Raw genomic sequence first — 17,321 nt, forward strand, 5'->3', positions numbered from 1 at the left:
GGAACCCCGCCCCATAGCTTATTTAGACGGGTGTGGGATTTTTTAATGTGCGGATCCCGATACAATAACGATAAAGAGTGTCATAGCCATTAAGCCCGATAAAAAGACGGCGGAATTTTTAATTGTCCGGATATTTTCCGCGTTGTAGATGGCGAGCCATGTATTTATCTCCTGCTCCGTCATGAGCGGGTATCTGTAATAAACCTTCTCGCCGTATGGCGTTGTATCCGTCAGGACACCCTCCGGCAAGTCCTCGTCTCTTAAGGCAGAAAACCGCTCCTGCTCCTCTTGTGATATGTATTGCCGCTGGATCAAGGCGATCCTTTCAAGATATCGATATATTTTAACATTTTTTATCACAGCGGCAGCCCCCTGACGAATTAGACCATTTTTTACATATTAGTACATAATATGTCATTTTTCAATAAAAATTTTTAGTCGAGGCTGATGGGCGATGTGGGCATCGCCCATTCGAAAACGGCGGGCGCGTGGTACTATCCGGTCGCGTTTTATATGATGGACTCAAATATGACGTCTTTGCCCTCCAAAATACTGTTTGTGGTTCTGATCGCACACATTTTACCGCACATCGAGCAGGAATGCTTTTCAGCGGGCGGCAATGCTTCGAAATAGCGCTTTGCTTTCTCTTGATCGATGGCGACGGCGAACATCTCGTCCCAGTCCAGACGGCGACGGGCGTCGCTCATTCTGTTATCAGCATCTCTGGCGCCGGGCAGACCGTTGGCGATATCGGCGGCGTGGGCCGCGATTTTTGCCGCGACAATACCTTCTTTGACGTCCGATAAATCCGGCAGACGCAGATGCTCCGCAGGCGTCACATAACACAGGAAATTCGCGCCGTTTGCCGCCGCGACCGCGCCGCCAATAGCCGAGGTGATATGGTCGTACCCCGGCGCAATGTCTGTTACGATCGGGCCAAGCACGTAAAAGGGTGCCCCGTGGCACAGTCTCTTCTGAACGGCCATGTTTGCAGCAATTTCATTGAGCGCCATATGTCCGGGCCCCTCAACGAGAACCTGCACGTCCTTTTCCCAGGCACGTTTCGTCAGGCTGCCGAGTTCAATGAGTTCACTGATCTGGCCGGCATCGGTGCTGTCGTCAATACATCCAGGTCTTAAAGCGTCCCCCAGGCTGATTGTCACGTCATATTCGCGAAGAATATCTAAAACTTCGTCGTAATGTTCATAATACGGGTTCTCGCTACCGGTCATTTCCATCCACGCGAACAGGAGCGAGCCGCCTCTGGAGACGATGTTCAGCCGCCGCCGATCCCGTTTGAAGCATTCGAGCGCCCGCCTATTGACGCCCGCATGGATCGTCATAAAATCAACGCCCTCGGCAGCATGCGCTTCAACAATTTTTAAAAAATCCGAGGCTGTCATTTCCTTTAAATCTTTCTCCAGATAACCGATCGCATCGTAAATCGGAACGGTTCCGACCATTGCGGCAGAGCAGGCGATCAGCTCCCTGCGGAAACGATTCGTCTTGCCGTAATTGCTTAAATCCATGATCGCTTCCGCCCCAAAACTCATGGCCAGTTTTACCTTCTCAATTTCCTTTGCGTAATCCGCGCAGTCGCCTGAAACGCCAAGGTTGACATTGATTTTCGTCCTGAGTCCATCACCGATGCCCTCGGCGCTCAGCGATTTATGACGGATATTGGCGGGAATGACAACCCTGCCGCAGGCAACAAGTCCCCTGAGCTTTTCTTCTTCGATGTTTTCCTTTTTTGCGACAACGGACATTTCTTTTGTGAAATATCCTTTTTTCGCGGCATCCATTTGTGTTTTATAATTCACTTCAGCTGATCCTCCAATTAAAAAATGCTTACCTGAATAGGTAAGCATTTTTATTTTTAACAATGTTACTCCCTACAACGGTATTAACCGACAGGTTCTAAGGGTCAGGTTTTACCTTCTCAACTTTTCAGTCCCCCTGTAAATATTAAATTTGCTTTATTTTATCGTTTTGATAAGAATAAGTCAACGTTTTAATGTTTTTCAGTTGATTCTCCGGCAAGTGCCACAAGCTTGCGCAGGCGGTGGTTCAGGCAGGATTTTGTGAGCGATGAGAGCGCTGCCAGCTCCACAAGGCTCGCCTCGGGGTTCTCAAGCCGCAGTTCGGCTGTTTCACGCAGCTTGTCCGGCAGACTGTCAAGCCCGGACGACCCAACAAGACTTTCAATCGCCTCGATCTGCGACAGCGCCGCGTCGACCGTTTTGGAGACGTTTGCCGTATCACAGTTGACGCGCCTGTTAACGCTGTTGCGCATGTCCTTCTCAATCTTTTGCGACATGAGCGCCATGGCGGAGACGGGCGCGCCGATCGTCGTTAAAAAATCCTCGATGGCGGCGCTCTGCTTAAAATAGGTGATAAACGTCCCGTTCCGGGAGGCCTCCTTTGGCTCAAAACCCATTTCGAGGAGAAGGGCAAACGTCTCGCGGCTGACGTTAAAATGATCCGTCACCAATTCGAGGTGATAACGTTTGGCGGGGTCCGTCACCGAGCCGCCCGCGAGAAATGCGCCACGCAGAAAGCTGGGGCGGCAGCAGTCGCTTTCCAGCACACCGAGATTGATATGATGCGCCAGCATCGTGCTGCCCGTAAAGCCGTACGCTTCAAAAATCAGCCGGAGCTTGTCGGGGTCATGGATCACGAACGGGAGCTTGCCGGACTGCTCCTGCGGCGTCAAATCAAACGACAAGCCGAACGCGCGGCGGAAGAGCTTCGGCAGGCGCTGTGCTAGTTCCCTGCTTTCGGTAATCAGGCGAATCTCCCGGGCAGTGAACGTGTTGCAGTATAACAAAAGGCCGTAACACTCCGACAGGGCGCAGCATTTCCGGCCAATAGGATCCCGGCAGAGCTCCGCCTTCGTATCATTGGAAAACGACATGACGGCCTCCTTCCCTCTTATAAGACCTTGCGCCCATCATATTATAAGACCTTGCGCCCATCATAGAGGCGCGTTGGGGCTTTCGCCCTGTATATTTTCATGATTTCGTGTGCCAGCAGGTCCGGGTCATGCCGGGCGAGCGCGCCGCGGCGCGCAACGAGCGGCGCTGAGTATACCATGACGCCAAGGCGCTCTATCTCTTCAAGATCAGCCGTTATCGGCAGCGCGCCTTCCGACTCATACCGCGCTAAAAGCACCGGATCGGCCGGGGCACTGTTGACGAGGCACATATCAAACAGGCCGCCAGAGGCATGGCGAAAGAGCTCTTTAATATGATCGGAGACCGTATACCCCTCCGTCTCGCCGGGCTGCGTCATGATATTGGCGATGTAAAGCTTCTGTGCGTGCGATTTTTCAATAGCTTTGGCGATACCGCCGACGAGTAGATTCGGAATGACGCTCGTGTAGAGGCTGCCGGGGCCGAGAATGATGAGGTCAGCCTCCTCAATCGCCCGGATACTCTCCGGCAGGGCGGAAACAGGTGACGGGACGATCTGCACGCGCCTGATTCGGCAGTTCCGCGCCCGCTTGGCTTCAAATATTTTTGATTCCCCAAAGACGACGCTGCCGTCTTCAAGCTCGGCGAACAGGCGCACGTCCTCATTCGTCACCGGCAGGACACGGCCCGTGATGGCGAGTACCTCGCCCATGCGCGCAACCGCCCTGTCAAACGAGGAGGATATCCCATTCATCGCGGCCAGAAGGAGATTGCCGAAGCTCTGCCCCTCCAGAGAACCGCTTTCAAAACGATAGGCCATGAGCTTTTCCATCGTCGGCTCGATATTCGACAGCGCCAAAATACAGCTGCGGATATCGCCGGGCGGCGGCATACCCAATTCGTCCCGCAGGACACCGGAGCCACCGCCGTCGTCCGTTACCGTGACGATGGCCGTTATATCTGATGTATAGCGCTTGAGACCCCGCAGCATGGTGGACAGGCCCGTGCCGCCACCGAGGCAGGCGATTGAAGGCGCCTTGAGGCTACGCTCAAAAATCGATTCCATGATGTCTTCCCCGTTTCCAAGCAAATTCACATCTTATTATATGAATCCGAGGTTACGACCTGTCCATGTCACGATGGGTGGCGTCAACCGGGTAGCCCTTCTCGCCGAGTCTGGCGCAGAGCGCCTGCGTGAGCGCGACGGAGCGGTGCCGCCCGCCCGTACAGCCGATGCAAACAACAAGGTTGCGCCGCCCCTCGTCAATATAGGCCGGGAGGAGAAACTCCAGAAGGTCTGTGAGCTTGTCAAAGAAAATTTGCGTCTGCTCAAAATCAAAAATATAGTCCCGCACCGGCGTGTCGAGCCCCGTCAGGCTGCGCAGGGCTTCAATATAAAACGGGTTGGGTAGAAAACGGACGTCAAAAACGAGGTCGGATTCAATCGGGATGCCGTATTTGTAGCCGAAGGAGACGAGACTGACATTTAAAGGCTTATCCGCGCTATTCTTGTTGAAAATTGAAAACAGGCGGCGCTGCAGACGCCCGAGCGTCAAATCGGTCGTATCAATGATAATATCGGCCTCATTGCGGACGGGGGTCATGATCTCGATTTCCCGGCGGACGGCTTTTTCAAGGTCGCAGCCGTCGGGGTCAAGCGGATGGCGGCGGCGTGTCTCTTTATACCGTTTGACGATCGTGTAAAGACTGGCCTCGACAAACAGGATGCGGTGGCCACAGCCCATCTGGCCCATTTCCTCCAGAGCGACAAACAGCTCGTTTAAATTCTCGATGGCGCGCACGTCTGTGACAAGCGCCACGCGCTCATACCGGCCGCGCGTTGCCAGACACAGCTCGGCAAATTTCGGCATGAGGGCGACGGGCATATTGTCCACACAGTAAAAATCCATATCCTCCAAAACGGCGGCAACGCGGCTTTTCCCGCCGCCGGAGAGCCCAGAAATAATGAGAATTTCCATCGTTCACCTTTATCTTTCTGTTTACCGGCCCGGCCGCCGGATAATCTTGACCTCCGGCTCCAACGCGATGCCAAAACGTTTTTGAACTGTTTCCTGCACGTGCGACATGACGGCGAGCACGTCCTCAAACGTTGCCCCGCCGCGGTTCACAACAAACCCTGCATGCTTTTCCGAGACCATCGCGCCGCCGACGGCGTAGCCCTTGAGCCCGGCCTCATCGATGAGCGCGGCAGCGTAACCGGTTTGCGGCCGCTTAAAGGTGCTGCCCGCGCTGGGACTCGTGAGGGGTTGGCTTTGACGGCGTTTCCTGGCCAATTCCTCCATGCACACCCGGATTTCCCCAGCGTCGCCGCGTTGGAGCGCCAGCGTTGACGATAAGATCACATCACCCGTGTCGGAAAATCGGCTGCGCCGGTAGGAAAAGTCCTGCGCCGAGCCGGATACCGTGATGACGGCCCCGTCCGGTGACAGGGCGGTGGTTTCCGTGACGACGTCTTTCATCTCGCCGCCGTATGCACCGGCGTTCATAGAGACAGCGCCGCCCAACGTCCCCGGGATGCCATGGGCAAATTCAAGGCCTGACAGGCCGCGCGCCTCGGCAAAGACGGCTAAGGAGGACAGCAGCACGCCGCAAGCGGCCGTTATGACCGTCTCCCCCATCTGCTCTATGGCGGCAAGGCCGGTTGTTTTGATAACGACAAGATCCATGTCACCGTCATCAACGAGCAGGTTCGTCCCGTTGCCGATGACGAGCGTCTCCGCCCCGCAGTCTTTTAAAAGGGTAACGAGCGCCGTCAGCTCCGCTGTTGTTTTCGGAAAGAACATGGCGGCGACGCGGCCGCCGATTTTAAACGACGTGTGGTTTTTCATCGGTTCAAGGCGGCGGCACGCAAGACCCGGGAGCCTTTTGAGCGCCAACGCGACGGCGTCGGAAGTCAGATTCATACAAAGCCCCTATCTGTTCGGATGACGCACAAAAGCGCGTTTAAGAAAGCTTCTCGTCAAAATGCTTATTGATCTGGCGCGTGAATTCCTGCGCCGCGTTATACCCCATGAACTTCTGGCGCTGGTTCATGGCCGCCACTTCCAAAATGATGGCGAGGTTACGGCCCGGCTTGACGGGAATCGTCACCGACGGGACGTCGACACCCAGTATGGACATTGTCTGTTCGCTGATGCCAAGGCGGTCGTACAGCATGCCCTCACGCCACGGCTCCAGATTGACGACAAGGTGGATATTCTGCCGCTCTTTAACGGCACCGACGCCGAAAATCTGGCGCACGTCGATAACGCCGATACCACGCAGCTCCACATAGTGGCGGATGAGCTCCGGCGCCGTGCCCTGAAGCTGATTATGGTCAACCGCTTTGATTTCGACGGCGTTGTCGGCAATGAGACGGTGGCCGCGCTTTAACAGCTCGATGGCCGCTTCGCTTTTGCCGACGCCGCTTTCGCCCATGAGTAAAATCCCCAGCCCATAGACCTCAACGAGAACGCCGTGGCGCGTGACGCGCGGGGCGAGCGCTTTTTTAATCAGCCAGATCAGCTCTGATAAAACGCCGGACGTATTCAGGCTTGTTGAGAGGAGCGTGACGTCGTATTTGGCGGCGGCTTCAATAAACTCCGGCAGGATTTCCGCGTCGTGGCAGATGATGAGCGCCGGCATTTTTTTTGACAGAAAGAAATCGACCTTATCGCGCCGCTCGTCATCCGGAAATTTGGTGAGAAAAGCCGTTTCCATCCGGCCGACAAGCTGAATGCGGGTCGGGTCAAAATAGTCGTAAAAACCGGCCAGCTGCAGGCCGGGGCGGTGAACATCCCCCGTTGTAACCTTGACCTGGTCATAGTCCGACGACGGACTGACAACCGTGAGCTTCAGTTCGTCGGCCAGCGTTTTAAGATTGATGCTGTATTCCCGTTCCATGAGACCCTCCGGCGCGGGAATATCCCGGCCATTTCTTGATCGCTTAAATTCCATTAAATTGTATACAACTCCGCCCTTATTTGCAAGGATTTTCTGCCCTTGTGCCGCGGCTGCGTCACGCCGAAATGCGCTTATTCTCCAACATTGAGCGCCTAGCGCGCGTATTTCGCGCGGATTTTGTGATTTCCTTTGAATAAATACTTGCATTTTTTTGCATTGTCTGTTAGTATAATAACCGCTGTTTACAAATTCCAAATGGCACGCAAGGAGGTGCTTAGAATGGCTAAGTGTGAATTTTGTGACAAGGGCGTTTCCTTCGGAATCCGTGTGAGCCACTCGCACAGACGCTCGAACAGAACCTGGAAACCGAACGTCAAAAGAGTGTCGGCAGTTGTTAACGGAACCCCGCGTCATGTTTACGTTTGTACCCGATGCCTCCGCAGCGGCAAGGTTACGCGTGCAGTGTAAATAAACCCGCATGCTCACAGCAGCCGCTGTGAGCATGATTTTTTCAGGACAGTATTGGGAGGTCCAGCATGAAAATCGCCATTATCGGATTCGGCAATCTCGGTCATTCGCTGGCTGAGGGTCTTATAAAGTCCGGCACCGCTTCGGGCCGGGACATCTGCGTCTGCGACGCGTCGGATGAGGTGCGCGCGCGGGCGTCCGGGCAATATGGCCTTGCAGTGACGGCGGACGTTAACGACGCCATCGGGTGCTCGGATGTTATTTTCCTCGTTGTGAAAAGCTATGTTTTTGAGAAGCTTGCCCCGACAATTGACCGGACTTTGCTCGCGGGCAAAACGGTCGTCAGCTTTATGGCGGGCGTGCAGTTTGAGACAATTTTCGGGCTCATCGGGCCTGTCGACCTCGTGCGCGGGATGCCCTCCCTTGCGATTGCCGCGTGCGACGGCGTCGTTGCGTACACGAAGGCACCCGACCACGTTGCCGCCATTTTTCACAAGCTCGGCTACGCCTTTGAGGCAGCACCGGAGGACATCGAAAAGGTGATGGCCTTTTCCTCCTGCGGGCTGGGCTTTGCGGCTTATCTGATAGACGCGTTTGCCGCCGCCGGAGAAACGATGGGGTTTTTACCGGAGACGTGTGAAAAAATCGCCGCGCAGACGTTTAAAAACGCCATCGACCGCGGGGACTATAAGGGAACGGTTAAGGCCGTTGCCACAAAGGGCGGCGCAACGGAGCAGGGCGTTTTACATATGGACGCCTGCGGCGTATACACCATCGTCGCCGACGCCGTTAAAAAAGCTTACGACCGGATGAAATGAATATACTGCATTGATGCGACGCAGCGCGGACAGTTGTCCGCGCTGTTTTTGTTTGGGGGCAGGTTTTTTTGGGCAGACACAATGTCTGCCTCTACGGAAAACGGTGGGGACGCCAGAGGACGAAGGCTAACGGGGCGATGTGGGCATCGCCCCCTACGGCGGAGGCGGACGGCCAATGGCCGTCCCTACGGGATGCGGTATTGCCGTGCCCTACGGGCGGGCGGATATGGAATCCGCCCCTACGGGGACGCGAGATGGTGAAGGCCAACGGGGCGATGTGGGCATCGCCCCCTACGGCGGAGGCGGACGGCCATTGGCCGTCCCTACGGGATGCGGTTATTGCCGTGCCCTACGGTCGGGCGTATATGGAATCCGCCCCTACGGTGCCTTACAGAGGTCTAAAATTGCCTGCGTGAACATTTTGGCGCTCTGAATTAAATCGACGATGTCGATGAATTCGTCGTGGGCGTGGAGACGGTTGTCAACGCCGGGAAACGCGCATCCGAAGGCGACGCCGCCGTCAACGTCATGGACATATGTGCTGCCGCCAAAAGCAAGGCACGCGCCCTTATTCCCCGTGTAATCCTCATAAATCCTCAAAAGCGTTTTGACAAACGCGCCGTCTGACGGGGTGTGGTGATACGCCGTCCGAACCGCGTCTGTCACCGCAAAACCGGCTTTTTCGAGCGCGCGGCGTGCGCCGTTTTCTGCCGCGCCACCGGACGCTTCTTCCGGCATGCGGCAATCAAAATTGGCGCAAAAGCCGGTTTCATCGAGCGCGAGGCAGCCGAAATTGAGCGTTAAGGGGCCGGACAGCGCATCTGACGCAGCGATACCAAGGGACACTCCGCGCGTATCGCCGTGCGGAAACAGGCGGTTTAAAGCCTTGATAGAAGTGAAGCTCAGGCTGTCCGGCAGCGGTAGCGCCGAGAGTAGCCATACAAGCGCCGTCTGGGCATTTGTGCCTTCTTCAGGGGCCATGGCGTGAGCGGCTTTGCCGTGTACTGTGATGCAGACGCCGTCAGGTAGTTCTTCGGCGGTTATTGGCGCGCCTGTCCGGATTGATATGTCGGCGCAAAGCGCCGTGACGGTTTCAAGCGGCAGGCCAAAGACGACGGCCTCAGCCTTATGCGGGACGATGTTCGGCGTTGTGCCGCCGGTGAGGGAAACGACGCGCGGAAGGTTTTCGTCCCGATCCCATGAGTCCGAAAACGATAGAATGAGGCGGCCTTTTTCCGTGTTGACAATGGGATACGAAGCATCCGGCGTGAAGACATTCGGCGGCAGTTTGTACTGCCGCCTGTAATGGGCGAGATCGTCATGGCCCGTCTCCTCGGCCGAACCGAGTATAAGGCGGCAGCCTTTTGCGAGCGGAGGGGCTAAATCGCGCGCGGCGCGCAGGGCGAACAGGGCGGCGACGGCAGGGCCTTTGTCGTCGGCGGCGCCGCGACCGAAAATCTTGCCGTCCTGCACCGACGGTGTGAAAGGGTCCGTCGTCCAGCCTTCCCCGGCCGCGACGACATCGAGATGCGCCAGAATCCCAAGGGCAGGCTCACGGTCGTTTAAATCCGCCGTGATGACGCGGTTTTCAAAGTTATGTACTGTGAAGCCATACGACGACAAGAGGGCCGCCGCCGCGTTTAAGGCGGCGGCGGGACCTTCCCCGTAGGGCATACCGGGCACCGGCTCCCCACGGACACTTTTGATGGCAATGAGCTTTTTAACGTCTTCTACAAGGCGCGGGGCTTCTTTTTCAAACCACGCGTCAATTTCCTGTCGCTGTGTGTTATTTTTCATGATAGAGCGTTTTGATCCCCTTATACGACATATAACAATCAAGCTTCGACGTGATTTCATACGGAGAATGCATGGAGAGAACTGGCACGCCCGCATCAATCGTGTCAATATTGCGGTTAGCCATGTATTTCGCGATCGTACCGCCGCCGCCCTGATCGACCTTGCCAAGCTCGCCCATCTGCCACAAAACGCCGTTATCGGCAAAGAGGCGACGCAGCCTTGCGACGACCTCTGCCGACGCGTCCGACGAGCCGGATTTGCCGCGCGCGCCGGTAAATTTCAAAATCCCCAGGCCGTAATTAACTTTCGCCGCGTTGCGCTTTTCCGACACGTCGGCAAAGTTCGGGTCAAAGGCGTTGCAGACGTCTGCCGACAGGCAGAAGGACTTTTCAAAGCAATGGCGGAGCTTGACATTTTGGCTGTCGCACAAATCCGCCATGAAGTTTTCAAAGACGGCCGACTGCATGCCGGAGACGCCCTCGGAACCGATTTCTTCTTTGTCCGCGAGGATGCAGACGGCAGTTTTCACAGGCGTTTCGATATCGAGGATCGCCCGAAGTGCGGCATAGGCGCAGGAGCGGTCGTCCTGCCCGTAGGCGCCGATCATCGAGCGGTCAAAGCCGACGTCACGCGCGCGGGCTGCCGGGACGGCCTCAAACTCAGCCGAGAGAAAATCCTCCTCGACGAGGCCGTACTGTGTGTTAAGCAGTTGCAAAACGGCAAGCTTAAAGCGGTCTGTATCCTTCTCCCCGCCCGTCGGGCGGCTCCCGATTAATATATTGAGGTTCTCGCCGGTAAATGCCTCGGCCAGTGTTTTCTTCGCTTGATCCTTGTCGAGATGCGGCAGAAGGTCTGTGATGGTGAAGATGGGATCGTCGTCCTTCTCGCCGATTATCACCTCGACAGTTGTGCCGTCTTTGCAAACGGCTACGCCGTGCAGAGCAAGCGGCAGCGTGACCCACTGATATTTTTTGATGCCACCGTAGTAGTGTGTTTTGAAATACGCGAGCTCCCCATCCTCATACAGCGGGATCTGCTTGAGGTCAAGGCGCGGCGCGTCGACGTGTGCCCCGGCGATCATGACGCCGTTATCAAGCGGCTCGGTGCCGATGACGGCGAGCAAAAGCGCCTTCCCGCGCACGTTGTGGTAAATTTTCAGGCCGGGTGTGAGCGCCATCGCGCGCGTGTACGGCACAAAGCCATGCTCCTGCGCCAATGTGATGGCCGTATTGACGGCTTCGCGCTCTGTTTTCGCCGTATCAAGAAATGCTTTATAACCGGCGCAGTAGGCTTCGGCGCGTGCTTTTTCCGCGTCGTCCAGCACGTCAAACGAATTCTTCTTTGTCATCAGCAGATCGTCTTTATCAGGCATGGTCGGCCCCTCCTAATAGCCGGGAGAAAAATGCCCGGCATGTATTTTCAAAGTCTTCAACGGTGTCGCCGTTACTGTCCAGCAAGTAATCGCAATGCTTTTTATAAAAGCTGTCCGGCTTTTGCGCGCGGATGCGCAGGAGCGCTTCTGCCTCCGTTATTCCGTCGCGCGCCATGATGCGTTTAATACGGGCCTCCACCGGGGCTGTGATGCCGACGACGATTGTACACAGTGGCGCCATGCCGCTTTCGATGAGCGCAACGGCGTCAATGGCGGTGAGGGATGCACCGGCTTTTTCCCATTGAATCAGGCGGCGCGAGACCTCGTCTTTGACAAAAGCATGCGCGATATCATTTAAATCACACAGCGCTGCGGGGTCGTTGAAAACGATCTGGCCGAGCGCGCGCCGGTTCAGGCAGCCGCTTTGCACGACGCCGTCAAACCGCTTGCCAAGCTTTTGTAAAAGCGCCCCGTCTGATTGCAACAGCTCGTGGTACACGGCGTCACAGTCAACCACCTCGGCACCGAGCGACGCGAGGGCGCGGAGCGCCGACGTCTTGCCGACGCCTGACGGGCCTGTTATGCCTATTATCGTCATGTTCCCTCCATAATATGTCGCTGGTTTACATCGTGCCCGGCGGCAGGCCGAGCGCCGTTTCAATATCCCGCGGCGGCAGGCCGCCGCAGCGCAGAATTCTAAACGGCGTGACGGTTAAATCCACAATTGTAGACGCGACGCCGACTGCACAGGGGCCGCCGTCTACAACGGCTTCAATCTTCCCGTCAAACGCCTCAAAGACACCTGCCGCTGTTATGAGGCTCGGCGCGCCGGACAGATTGGCCGAGGGGGTTGCCAACGGGACGCCGCTTTTGGCGATCAGCGCAAGCGTTTTCGGATGGTCCGGGCAGCGAACGCCGACGGTTTCCCCACCCGCCGTCACAATCGGCGGGACGTTGTCTTTTTTAAATAAGATCATGGTCAGCGGGCCGGGCCAAAATTTCTCGGCGAGAAGATCCGCCGCCGCCGGTATATCACGGCAGAAGTTCTCGGCATCTTTCATGCTGGTGACGAGCAGGCTGATGGGCTTCGTCTCAGGCCTGTTTTTCACGTCGTAAATTTTCTGGACGGCGGCCGCGTCGAGGCCGTTTGCCGCTAAACCGTACACCGTCTCCGTCGGCACGCCGACAACGCCGCCGTTTTTGATAATGTCGGCGGCGGGGGTGATATCGTCGTTTGAGATGAAGAGCGTTGTCATGGGCGGTGTCTTTACTCCCCTTTTCGGGCTTTCTGAAGCTCGGCAATATTGAGCTTTTTCATTTTGAGAAAGGATTGCGTCACACGGGCCTGCTCCGCCGGTGTCCCTTTTGAAAAAACATCTGACAGGAAATCGGGTACGATCTGCCACGACAGACCGAAGCGGTCTTTGAGCCAGCCGCACTGTTCCGCCTCCGGCACTGCCGAGAGATGCTCCCAATACGTATCGATTTCCGCCTGATTTTCACAGGAGACGATTATTGAAAAGGCTTCATTAAACGTATAGTCGACGTCATACCCGTTGTCCATCGCAGAAAACATGAAACCGCACAGCTTAAAGGCGGCATAATTAATCTTTGCCTTTGACGCGTGTGCCTCACCAGGGGCATATCGACTGATGGCGGAAACAGCGGCGTCGTCAAAAAGCGCGGTATAAAATTGGACAGCCTCCTCGGCCATGCCATTTGAGCCGTTTGAAAACAGCAGATTCGGTACGATTTTCTGGATCGGCGGTGCCCCTTCAACAAGCATCAGCTGCCAGGACAAGCCAAAACGGTCTTCCAACCAGCCATATCTTTGACTAAATGGGTACGTGCCGATTTCCATCAGAACGGTTCCGCCCTCAACAAGCTTTTGCCAAAGAAAATCGACTTGCGATGCCTCTGTGCAATGAACCATCAGCGAAACGGATGGATTAAAATGAAAAAACGGCCCCGCACCGATGGCTTGAAATTCCTGCCCGGCAAGTTGAAAGGTTATCAATTCCGCCGTCCCGGACGGCGTATCAGCCAGAAGCGTTGAAGAGAGAATTCCCGAATGATCAAAGAGGCCGGTATAGAAAGCGGCTGCTTCCCGCGCCTCGGTGTCAAACCATAAATGCGGAACAATTTTCGGCATAAGCGCACCTCGTTTTATCATTCTCAATGCAGAATTGTTGAAGCTTCACGTCCATCGCATCGCGGCGGGTGGTTGGCGCGAACGTTTGAAAGAACCATGAGGCGGGCGATTGATAATCGCCCCTACAGTTTGAGCGGACGGCCAATGGCCGTCCCAACGGCGAACTTTTGTTGTATTCGGCACAATGGGCGGATATGGAATCCGCCCCTACAGGGTGGGGGCATTGTCTCAACGGCCATTTCCTATCGGGGGTCATAGGGGGCAACGCCCCCTATACAATTTGAAGGGTGGGAGGAATATTATTCTTCTCCGGCGGCTTTGAGCTTTTCCGTCTGGTCGGCAATATTTAACGCGTCAAACACTTCGTCGAGATCGCCGTTCATGATCTGTTCAAGGCGGTAAAGCGTGAGGCCGATGCGGTGATCTGTCAAGCGGCCCTGCGGATAGTTATACGTGCGAATGCGCTCGGACCGATCGCCTGTCCCGACCTGACTTTTGCGCTCGGCGGCATGGGCTTCGATCTGTTTGCGCTGCTCCTCCTCATACAGGCGGGAGAGGAGAATTTTCATCGCTCTGTCCCTGTTTTTATGCTGGCTGCGCTCGTCTTGGCACTCGACGACCGTCCCCGTTGGCAGATGGGTGATGCGGATGGCCGACTCCGTTTTATTGACGTGCTGGCCGCCCGCACCGGAGGAGCGAAATGTGTCAACCTGCAGGTCGGCGGGGTTTATTTCAAAGTCAACCTCCTCCACCTCTGGGAGGACGGCGACGGTGACGGTGCTCGTGTGAATGCGGCCGGACGATTCCGTATCCGGCACGCGCTGGACGCGATGGACACCGCTTTCGTATTTTAGCCGGGAGTACGCGCCGTCACCAATGATCATAAAGCTGACCTCTTTAATGCCGCCCAGCTCGGTTTCATTTAAGTTCGCAAGCTCCGTTTTCCAGCGCTTTGAATCGGCGTACATTGTATACATACGATAGAGATTGTAAGCGAAAAGCGCCGCCTCTTCGCCGCCGGCACCGCCGCGGATTTCAATGATAACGTTTTTGGCGTCATTCGGGTCACATGGCAGCAGAAGGATTTTGATCTCTGCCTCGATACGCTCCATGTCGCATTTTGCCCTGTCATACTCCTCTTGCGCCATTTCCTTGAGCTCCGGGTCCCCCATCAGGTCGCAGGCGCCCTGCAGGTCGCTCTCGGCTTTTTTGTACCGGCGGTAAGCCTCAACGACTTTGGACAGTTCCTTTTGCTCTCGGGCAAGTTTGGCGTAAAGCGCGGGGTCAGAGTAGACGTTCGGGTCTTGCATGCGGTTTTCGAGGTCAACGTACTTTTGTTCAATATCCACGAGTTTTTCGAGCATCGTTTTATCCTTTTTTCCTTCAGTAATCACAGCTGATAAATCTGATGGAAATATTATCACACGGATGAAAGATTGTAAACAGCACCGGAGCGGGAGGGGCCCTCATCAGTCGCCTGCGGCGACAGCTTCCCCCAGGGGAAGCCTTTGGCAATACGGTTTTGTCATTCTGAGCGCAGCGAAGAATCTTTGCGGTTTTTAAAAGGGCAGACACAAGGTCTGCCCCTATGGGGGCGGCCTTGCGGACGGCCAATGGCCGTCCCTACGGCACGACAAAGTCGTCGTACACTACTGACGTGCAAGGCTGTAGGGGTCGGTTTCCATGCCGACCCGTGCAGGGTAAAATGGTGTGACAGCAAAAATTATGCCAAAAAAGCACAACCCCGCATCCGTCCAACGCGGATGCGGGGCTAACGCCACTGTTCAGATATCAATAGATTTTTCCGCCTTTCTTCCCGACGTCCTCGCCGAACCTGCAACTGCAGTTTCTGATGCAGCACACGCGCACTCTTGCTCCCTAACGGATACCGGCGGACTTTATTCCGCGGCTGCGCTTTTGGACATAACGCCCCGGCTGCCATGAACCCATGATGGGTTCTGGGAAGATCATTCGAGAAACTTGCCCGAAAGGGGCCGCCCTATTGGGACTTCATAACCTTGCACATTGGAATCACCCTTTCTGATCTGTCTATAATATACTACATATCTTTTGTTTTGTCAAGAGTATTTGTGTAATTATTCTATAAAATACACGACACAAAGCGTCAAGTCCTTGCAAAGGTGATCGGCCGGTGTTACCATCAAGAAAAGCCAAAAGACGAGAGGAATGCCTTGCATGCTCAAAATATCAAACTTGAAAGTCGCCCCTGCCGTCGGCGACGCCGGACTGAAAAAGGCCGTTGCAAAGCACCTCGGCATCTCGGCGGACGCCGTCTCAGACGTTCAAATTTTGCGCCGCTCGATCGACGCGCGGCACAAAGACGATGTGTCGTATGTCTATACGCTCGCCATCTCAGCCGACGAAGAAGACGCGCTTTTACAATCAGCCGACGGGCGAATTTCATCTTATATGCCACCGGAGGGATACGCGTTTCCTTACAACGCCTTGTCAGCCGAGACGCGCCCCGTCGTTGTCGGACTTGGGCCTGCCGGGCTTTTTGCCGCTTTATGCCTTGCCGAGGCGGGGCTGCCCCCCATTGTTCTGGAGCGTGGCCGTCCTGTTGAAGCGCGTGTATCAGACGTCAAACGCTTCTGGGAAACGGGCGCGCTTGATACGGCATCAAACGTTCAGTTCGGCGAGGGCGGCGCGGGGACGTTTTCAGACGGGAAGCTGACGACAGGCGTGAGCGACGAGCGGATATCTTACGTATTAAAAAGACTCGTTGAATTCGGCGCACCGGCGGACATCTTATACCTTGCCAAGCCGCATATCGGCACCGACCGGCTGCAAAAACTCGTCCCCGCCATGCGAAAAGCACTTATTGCCCTTGGGAGTGACATCCGCTTTGAGCACCAGATGATAGGACTTCGTTTTGACGGCGGACAGCTCCGCGAGATTGAGGTCTCTGCGCCGGACGGCCCCTATACGCTCAAAACGCGGCATATGATCCTCGCGCCGGGTAACAGCGCGCGCGATACATTTGAAATGTTATTTAGATGTGGTGTTCAGCTCTCACCGAAGAATTTTTCCGTCGGCGTGCGCATTGAGCACCGGCAGAGTGACATCGATTTGGCACAATACGGCAAAGCGTCAACGCTTGGAACGCTGCCAGCATCGGACTACAAGCTGGCCGTGCATTTAAGCGGTGGGCGGAGCGTTTACACTTTCTGCGTCTGCCCGGGGGGGCATGTCGTCGCGTCTGCTTCGGAGGCGGGCGGCGTTGTAACAAACGGCATGAGCAACTACGCGCGCGACGGCGCAAACATTAACGGCGGCCTGCTTGTGACAGTATCGCCGGAGGACTTTGACAACGCGCCGCTCTCCGGGATTCATTTTCAACGCACCTTGGAGCAGGCCGCCTTCAAGGCGGGCGGCGGCGGTTATAAGGCCCCAGCACAGCGCGTTGCCGATTTTCTCGCGCAACGCGCCTCAAAAAAGCCGGGCAATGTTCGCCCGACGTACGCGCCGGGCGTTACGTGGTGCAATTTATGGGACGTTCTGCCGGACTTTGTCTGCCGCGCAATCTGCGAGGCTTTGCCGCAGATGGGTCGGAAAATCCGCGGCTTCGACAGCGCCGACGCCGTTTTAACAGCTGTTGAAACGCGCTCGTCCTCCCCTGTTTGCATCGCGCGGGAGGGCTTTGAGGCCCTCGGCCATAAAGGGCTATTTCCATGCGGCGAGGGCGCCGGTTATGCCGGGGGCATCATGTCCGCCGCCGTTGACGGCATCCGAGCCGCCGAGGCGCTGTGCGCTTCGTTGTGACGCGGCACGCGCTTTGACCACGACATCTCGATTCACTCTGAGCCGGGCGCATCTATATGTTGCGCACCGGCTTTTTTTGTCTCTTTTCTAACGTTTTATTGATATTCGACAAAATA

At 55.8% G+C, this 17,321-nt stretch carries 16 protein-coding genes and 1 riboswitch; of the genes, 3 read left to right on the plus strand and 13 right to left on the minus strand.

The annotated features are described in order from the left end of the window. Window positions 1-42: 42 nt before the first annotated feature. The 7 genes from IZU99_06705 to hprK form a co-directional block, all read right to left on the minus strand. Window positions 43-360 (minus strand): hypothetical protein, encoded by a 318-nt coding sequence (locus IZU99_06705; GenBank protein ID UOO36961.1) that lies wholly within the window; start codon window positions 358-360, stop codon window positions 43-45. 149 nt (window positions 361-509) lie between these two features. Next, a complete protein-coding gene (gene thiC, locus IZU99_06710) occupies window positions 510-1,820 on the minus strand; it encodes a phosphomethylpyrimidine synthase ThiC (GenBank protein UOO36962.1) in 1,311 nt (436 codons plus the stop codon). A 52-nt stretch (window positions 1,821-1,872) separates the two neighbouring features. After that, window positions 1,873-1,968: riboswitch (TPP riboswitch) on the minus strand. Window positions 1,969-2,011: 43 nt separating this feature from the next. Further along, on the minus strand, window positions 2,012-2,914 hold the full coding sequence (gene whiA / locus IZU99_06715; GenBank protein UOO36963.1) for a DNA-binding protein WhiA: 903 nt from the start codon (window positions 2,912-2,914) through the stop codon (window positions 2,012-2,014). A 41-nt stretch (window positions 2,915-2,955) separates the two neighbouring features. Next, on the minus strand, window positions 2,956-3,978 hold the full coding sequence (locus IZU99_06720) for a YvcK family protein (GenBank protein ID UOO36964.1): 1,023 nt from the start codon (window positions 3,976-3,978) through the stop codon (window positions 2,956-2,958). A gap of 52 nt (window positions 3,979-4,030) precedes the next feature. After that, window positions 4,031-4,891, minus strand: coding sequence for an RNase adapter RapZ (gene rapZ / locus IZU99_06725; GenBank protein ID UOO36965.1), 861 nt, complete (start codon window positions 4,889-4,891; stop codon window positions 4,031-4,033). 21 nt (window positions 4,892-4,912) lie between these two features. Continuing rightward, window positions 4,913-5,836 (minus strand): UDP-N-acetylmuramate dehydrogenase, encoded by a 924-nt coding sequence (gene murB, locus IZU99_06730; protein ID UOO36966.1) that lies wholly within the window; start codon window positions 5,834-5,836, stop codon window positions 4,913-4,915. 40 nt (window positions 5,837-5,876) lie between these two features. Next, a complete protein-coding gene (gene hprK, locus IZU99_06735) occupies window positions 5,877-6,815 on the minus strand; it encodes an HPr(Ser) kinase/phosphatase (protein UOO36967.1) in 939 nt (312 codons plus the stop codon). A 279-nt stretch (window positions 6,816-7,094) separates the two neighbouring features. On the opposite strand from hprK, the gene IZU99_06740 reads away from it, so the two are divergent. Both IZU99_06740 and IZU99_06745 read left to right on the plus strand, forming a co-directional pair. Then, window positions 7,095-7,283, plus strand: a complete 189-nt coding sequence (locus IZU99_06740) for a 50S ribosomal protein L28 (GenBank protein ID UOO36968.1) — start codon at window positions 7,095-7,097, stop codon at window positions 7,281-7,283. 68 nt (window positions 7,284-7,351) lie between these two features. Continuing rightward, entirely contained in the window at window positions 7,352-8,101 is a 750-nt protein-coding gene (locus IZU99_06745; GenBank protein UOO36969.1) for an NAD(P)-binding domain-containing protein, read from the plus strand. A gap of 378 nt (window positions 8,102-8,479) precedes the next feature. On the opposite strand, the gene IZU99_06750 is transcribed toward IZU99_06745, so the two are convergent. From IZU99_06750 to prfA, 6 genes are all read right to left on the minus strand, one after another. Beyond that, window positions 8,480-9,898, minus strand: coding sequence for a Sapep family Mn(2+)-dependent dipeptidase (locus IZU99_06750; protein ID UOO36970.1), 1,419 nt, complete (start codon window positions 9,896-9,898; stop codon window positions 8,480-8,482). Further along, window positions 9,888-11,270, minus strand: coding sequence for an aminopeptidase (locus IZU99_06755; protein ID UOO36971.1), 1,383 nt, complete (start codon window positions 11,268-11,270; stop codon window positions 9,888-9,890). The genes IZU99_06750 and IZU99_06755 overlap by 11 nt, the downstream gene beginning before the upstream one ends. Further along, a complete protein-coding gene (locus IZU99_06760; protein ID UOO36972.1) occupies window positions 11,263-11,868 on the minus strand; it encodes a dephospho-CoA kinase in 606 nt (201 codons plus the stop codon). Before IZU99_06760 ends, IZU99_06755 begins: the two co-directional genes overlap by 8 nt. Window positions 11,869-11,893: 25 nt before the next feature. Beyond that, window positions 11,894-12,526: a threonylcarbamoyl-AMP synthase gene (locus IZU99_06765; protein UOO36973.1), complete on the minus strand. Its 633-nt coding sequence runs from the start codon at window positions 12,524-12,526 to the stop codon at window positions 11,894-11,896. An 11-nt stretch (window positions 12,527-12,537) separates the two neighbouring features. Beyond that, window positions 12,538-13,422: a VOC family protein gene (locus IZU99_06770; protein ID UOO36974.1), complete on the minus strand. Its 885-nt coding sequence runs from the start codon at window positions 13,420-13,422 to the stop codon at window positions 12,538-12,540. Between the two features lie 299 nt (window positions 13,423-13,721). Next, complete coding sequence (gene prfA, locus IZU99_06775; GenBank protein UOO36975.1) at window positions 13,722-14,786, minus strand: peptide chain release factor 1; 1,065 nt, start codon at window positions 14,784-14,786, stop codon at window positions 13,722-13,724. Between the two features lie 832 nt (window positions 14,787-15,618). Here prfA and IZU99_06780 point away from each other — a divergent pair. Beyond that, window positions 15,619-17,205, plus strand: coding sequence for a hypothetical protein (locus IZU99_06780; protein UOO36976.1), 1,587 nt, complete (start codon window positions 15,619-15,621; stop codon window positions 17,203-17,205). The last annotated feature ends 116 nt before the right edge of the window (window positions 17,206-17,321 follow it).

This window comes from Oscillospiraceae bacterium CM, from assembly GCA_022870705.1.
Classification (GTDB): domain Bacteria; phylum Bacillota; class Clostridia; order Oscillospirales; family Oscillospiraceae; genus Sporobacter.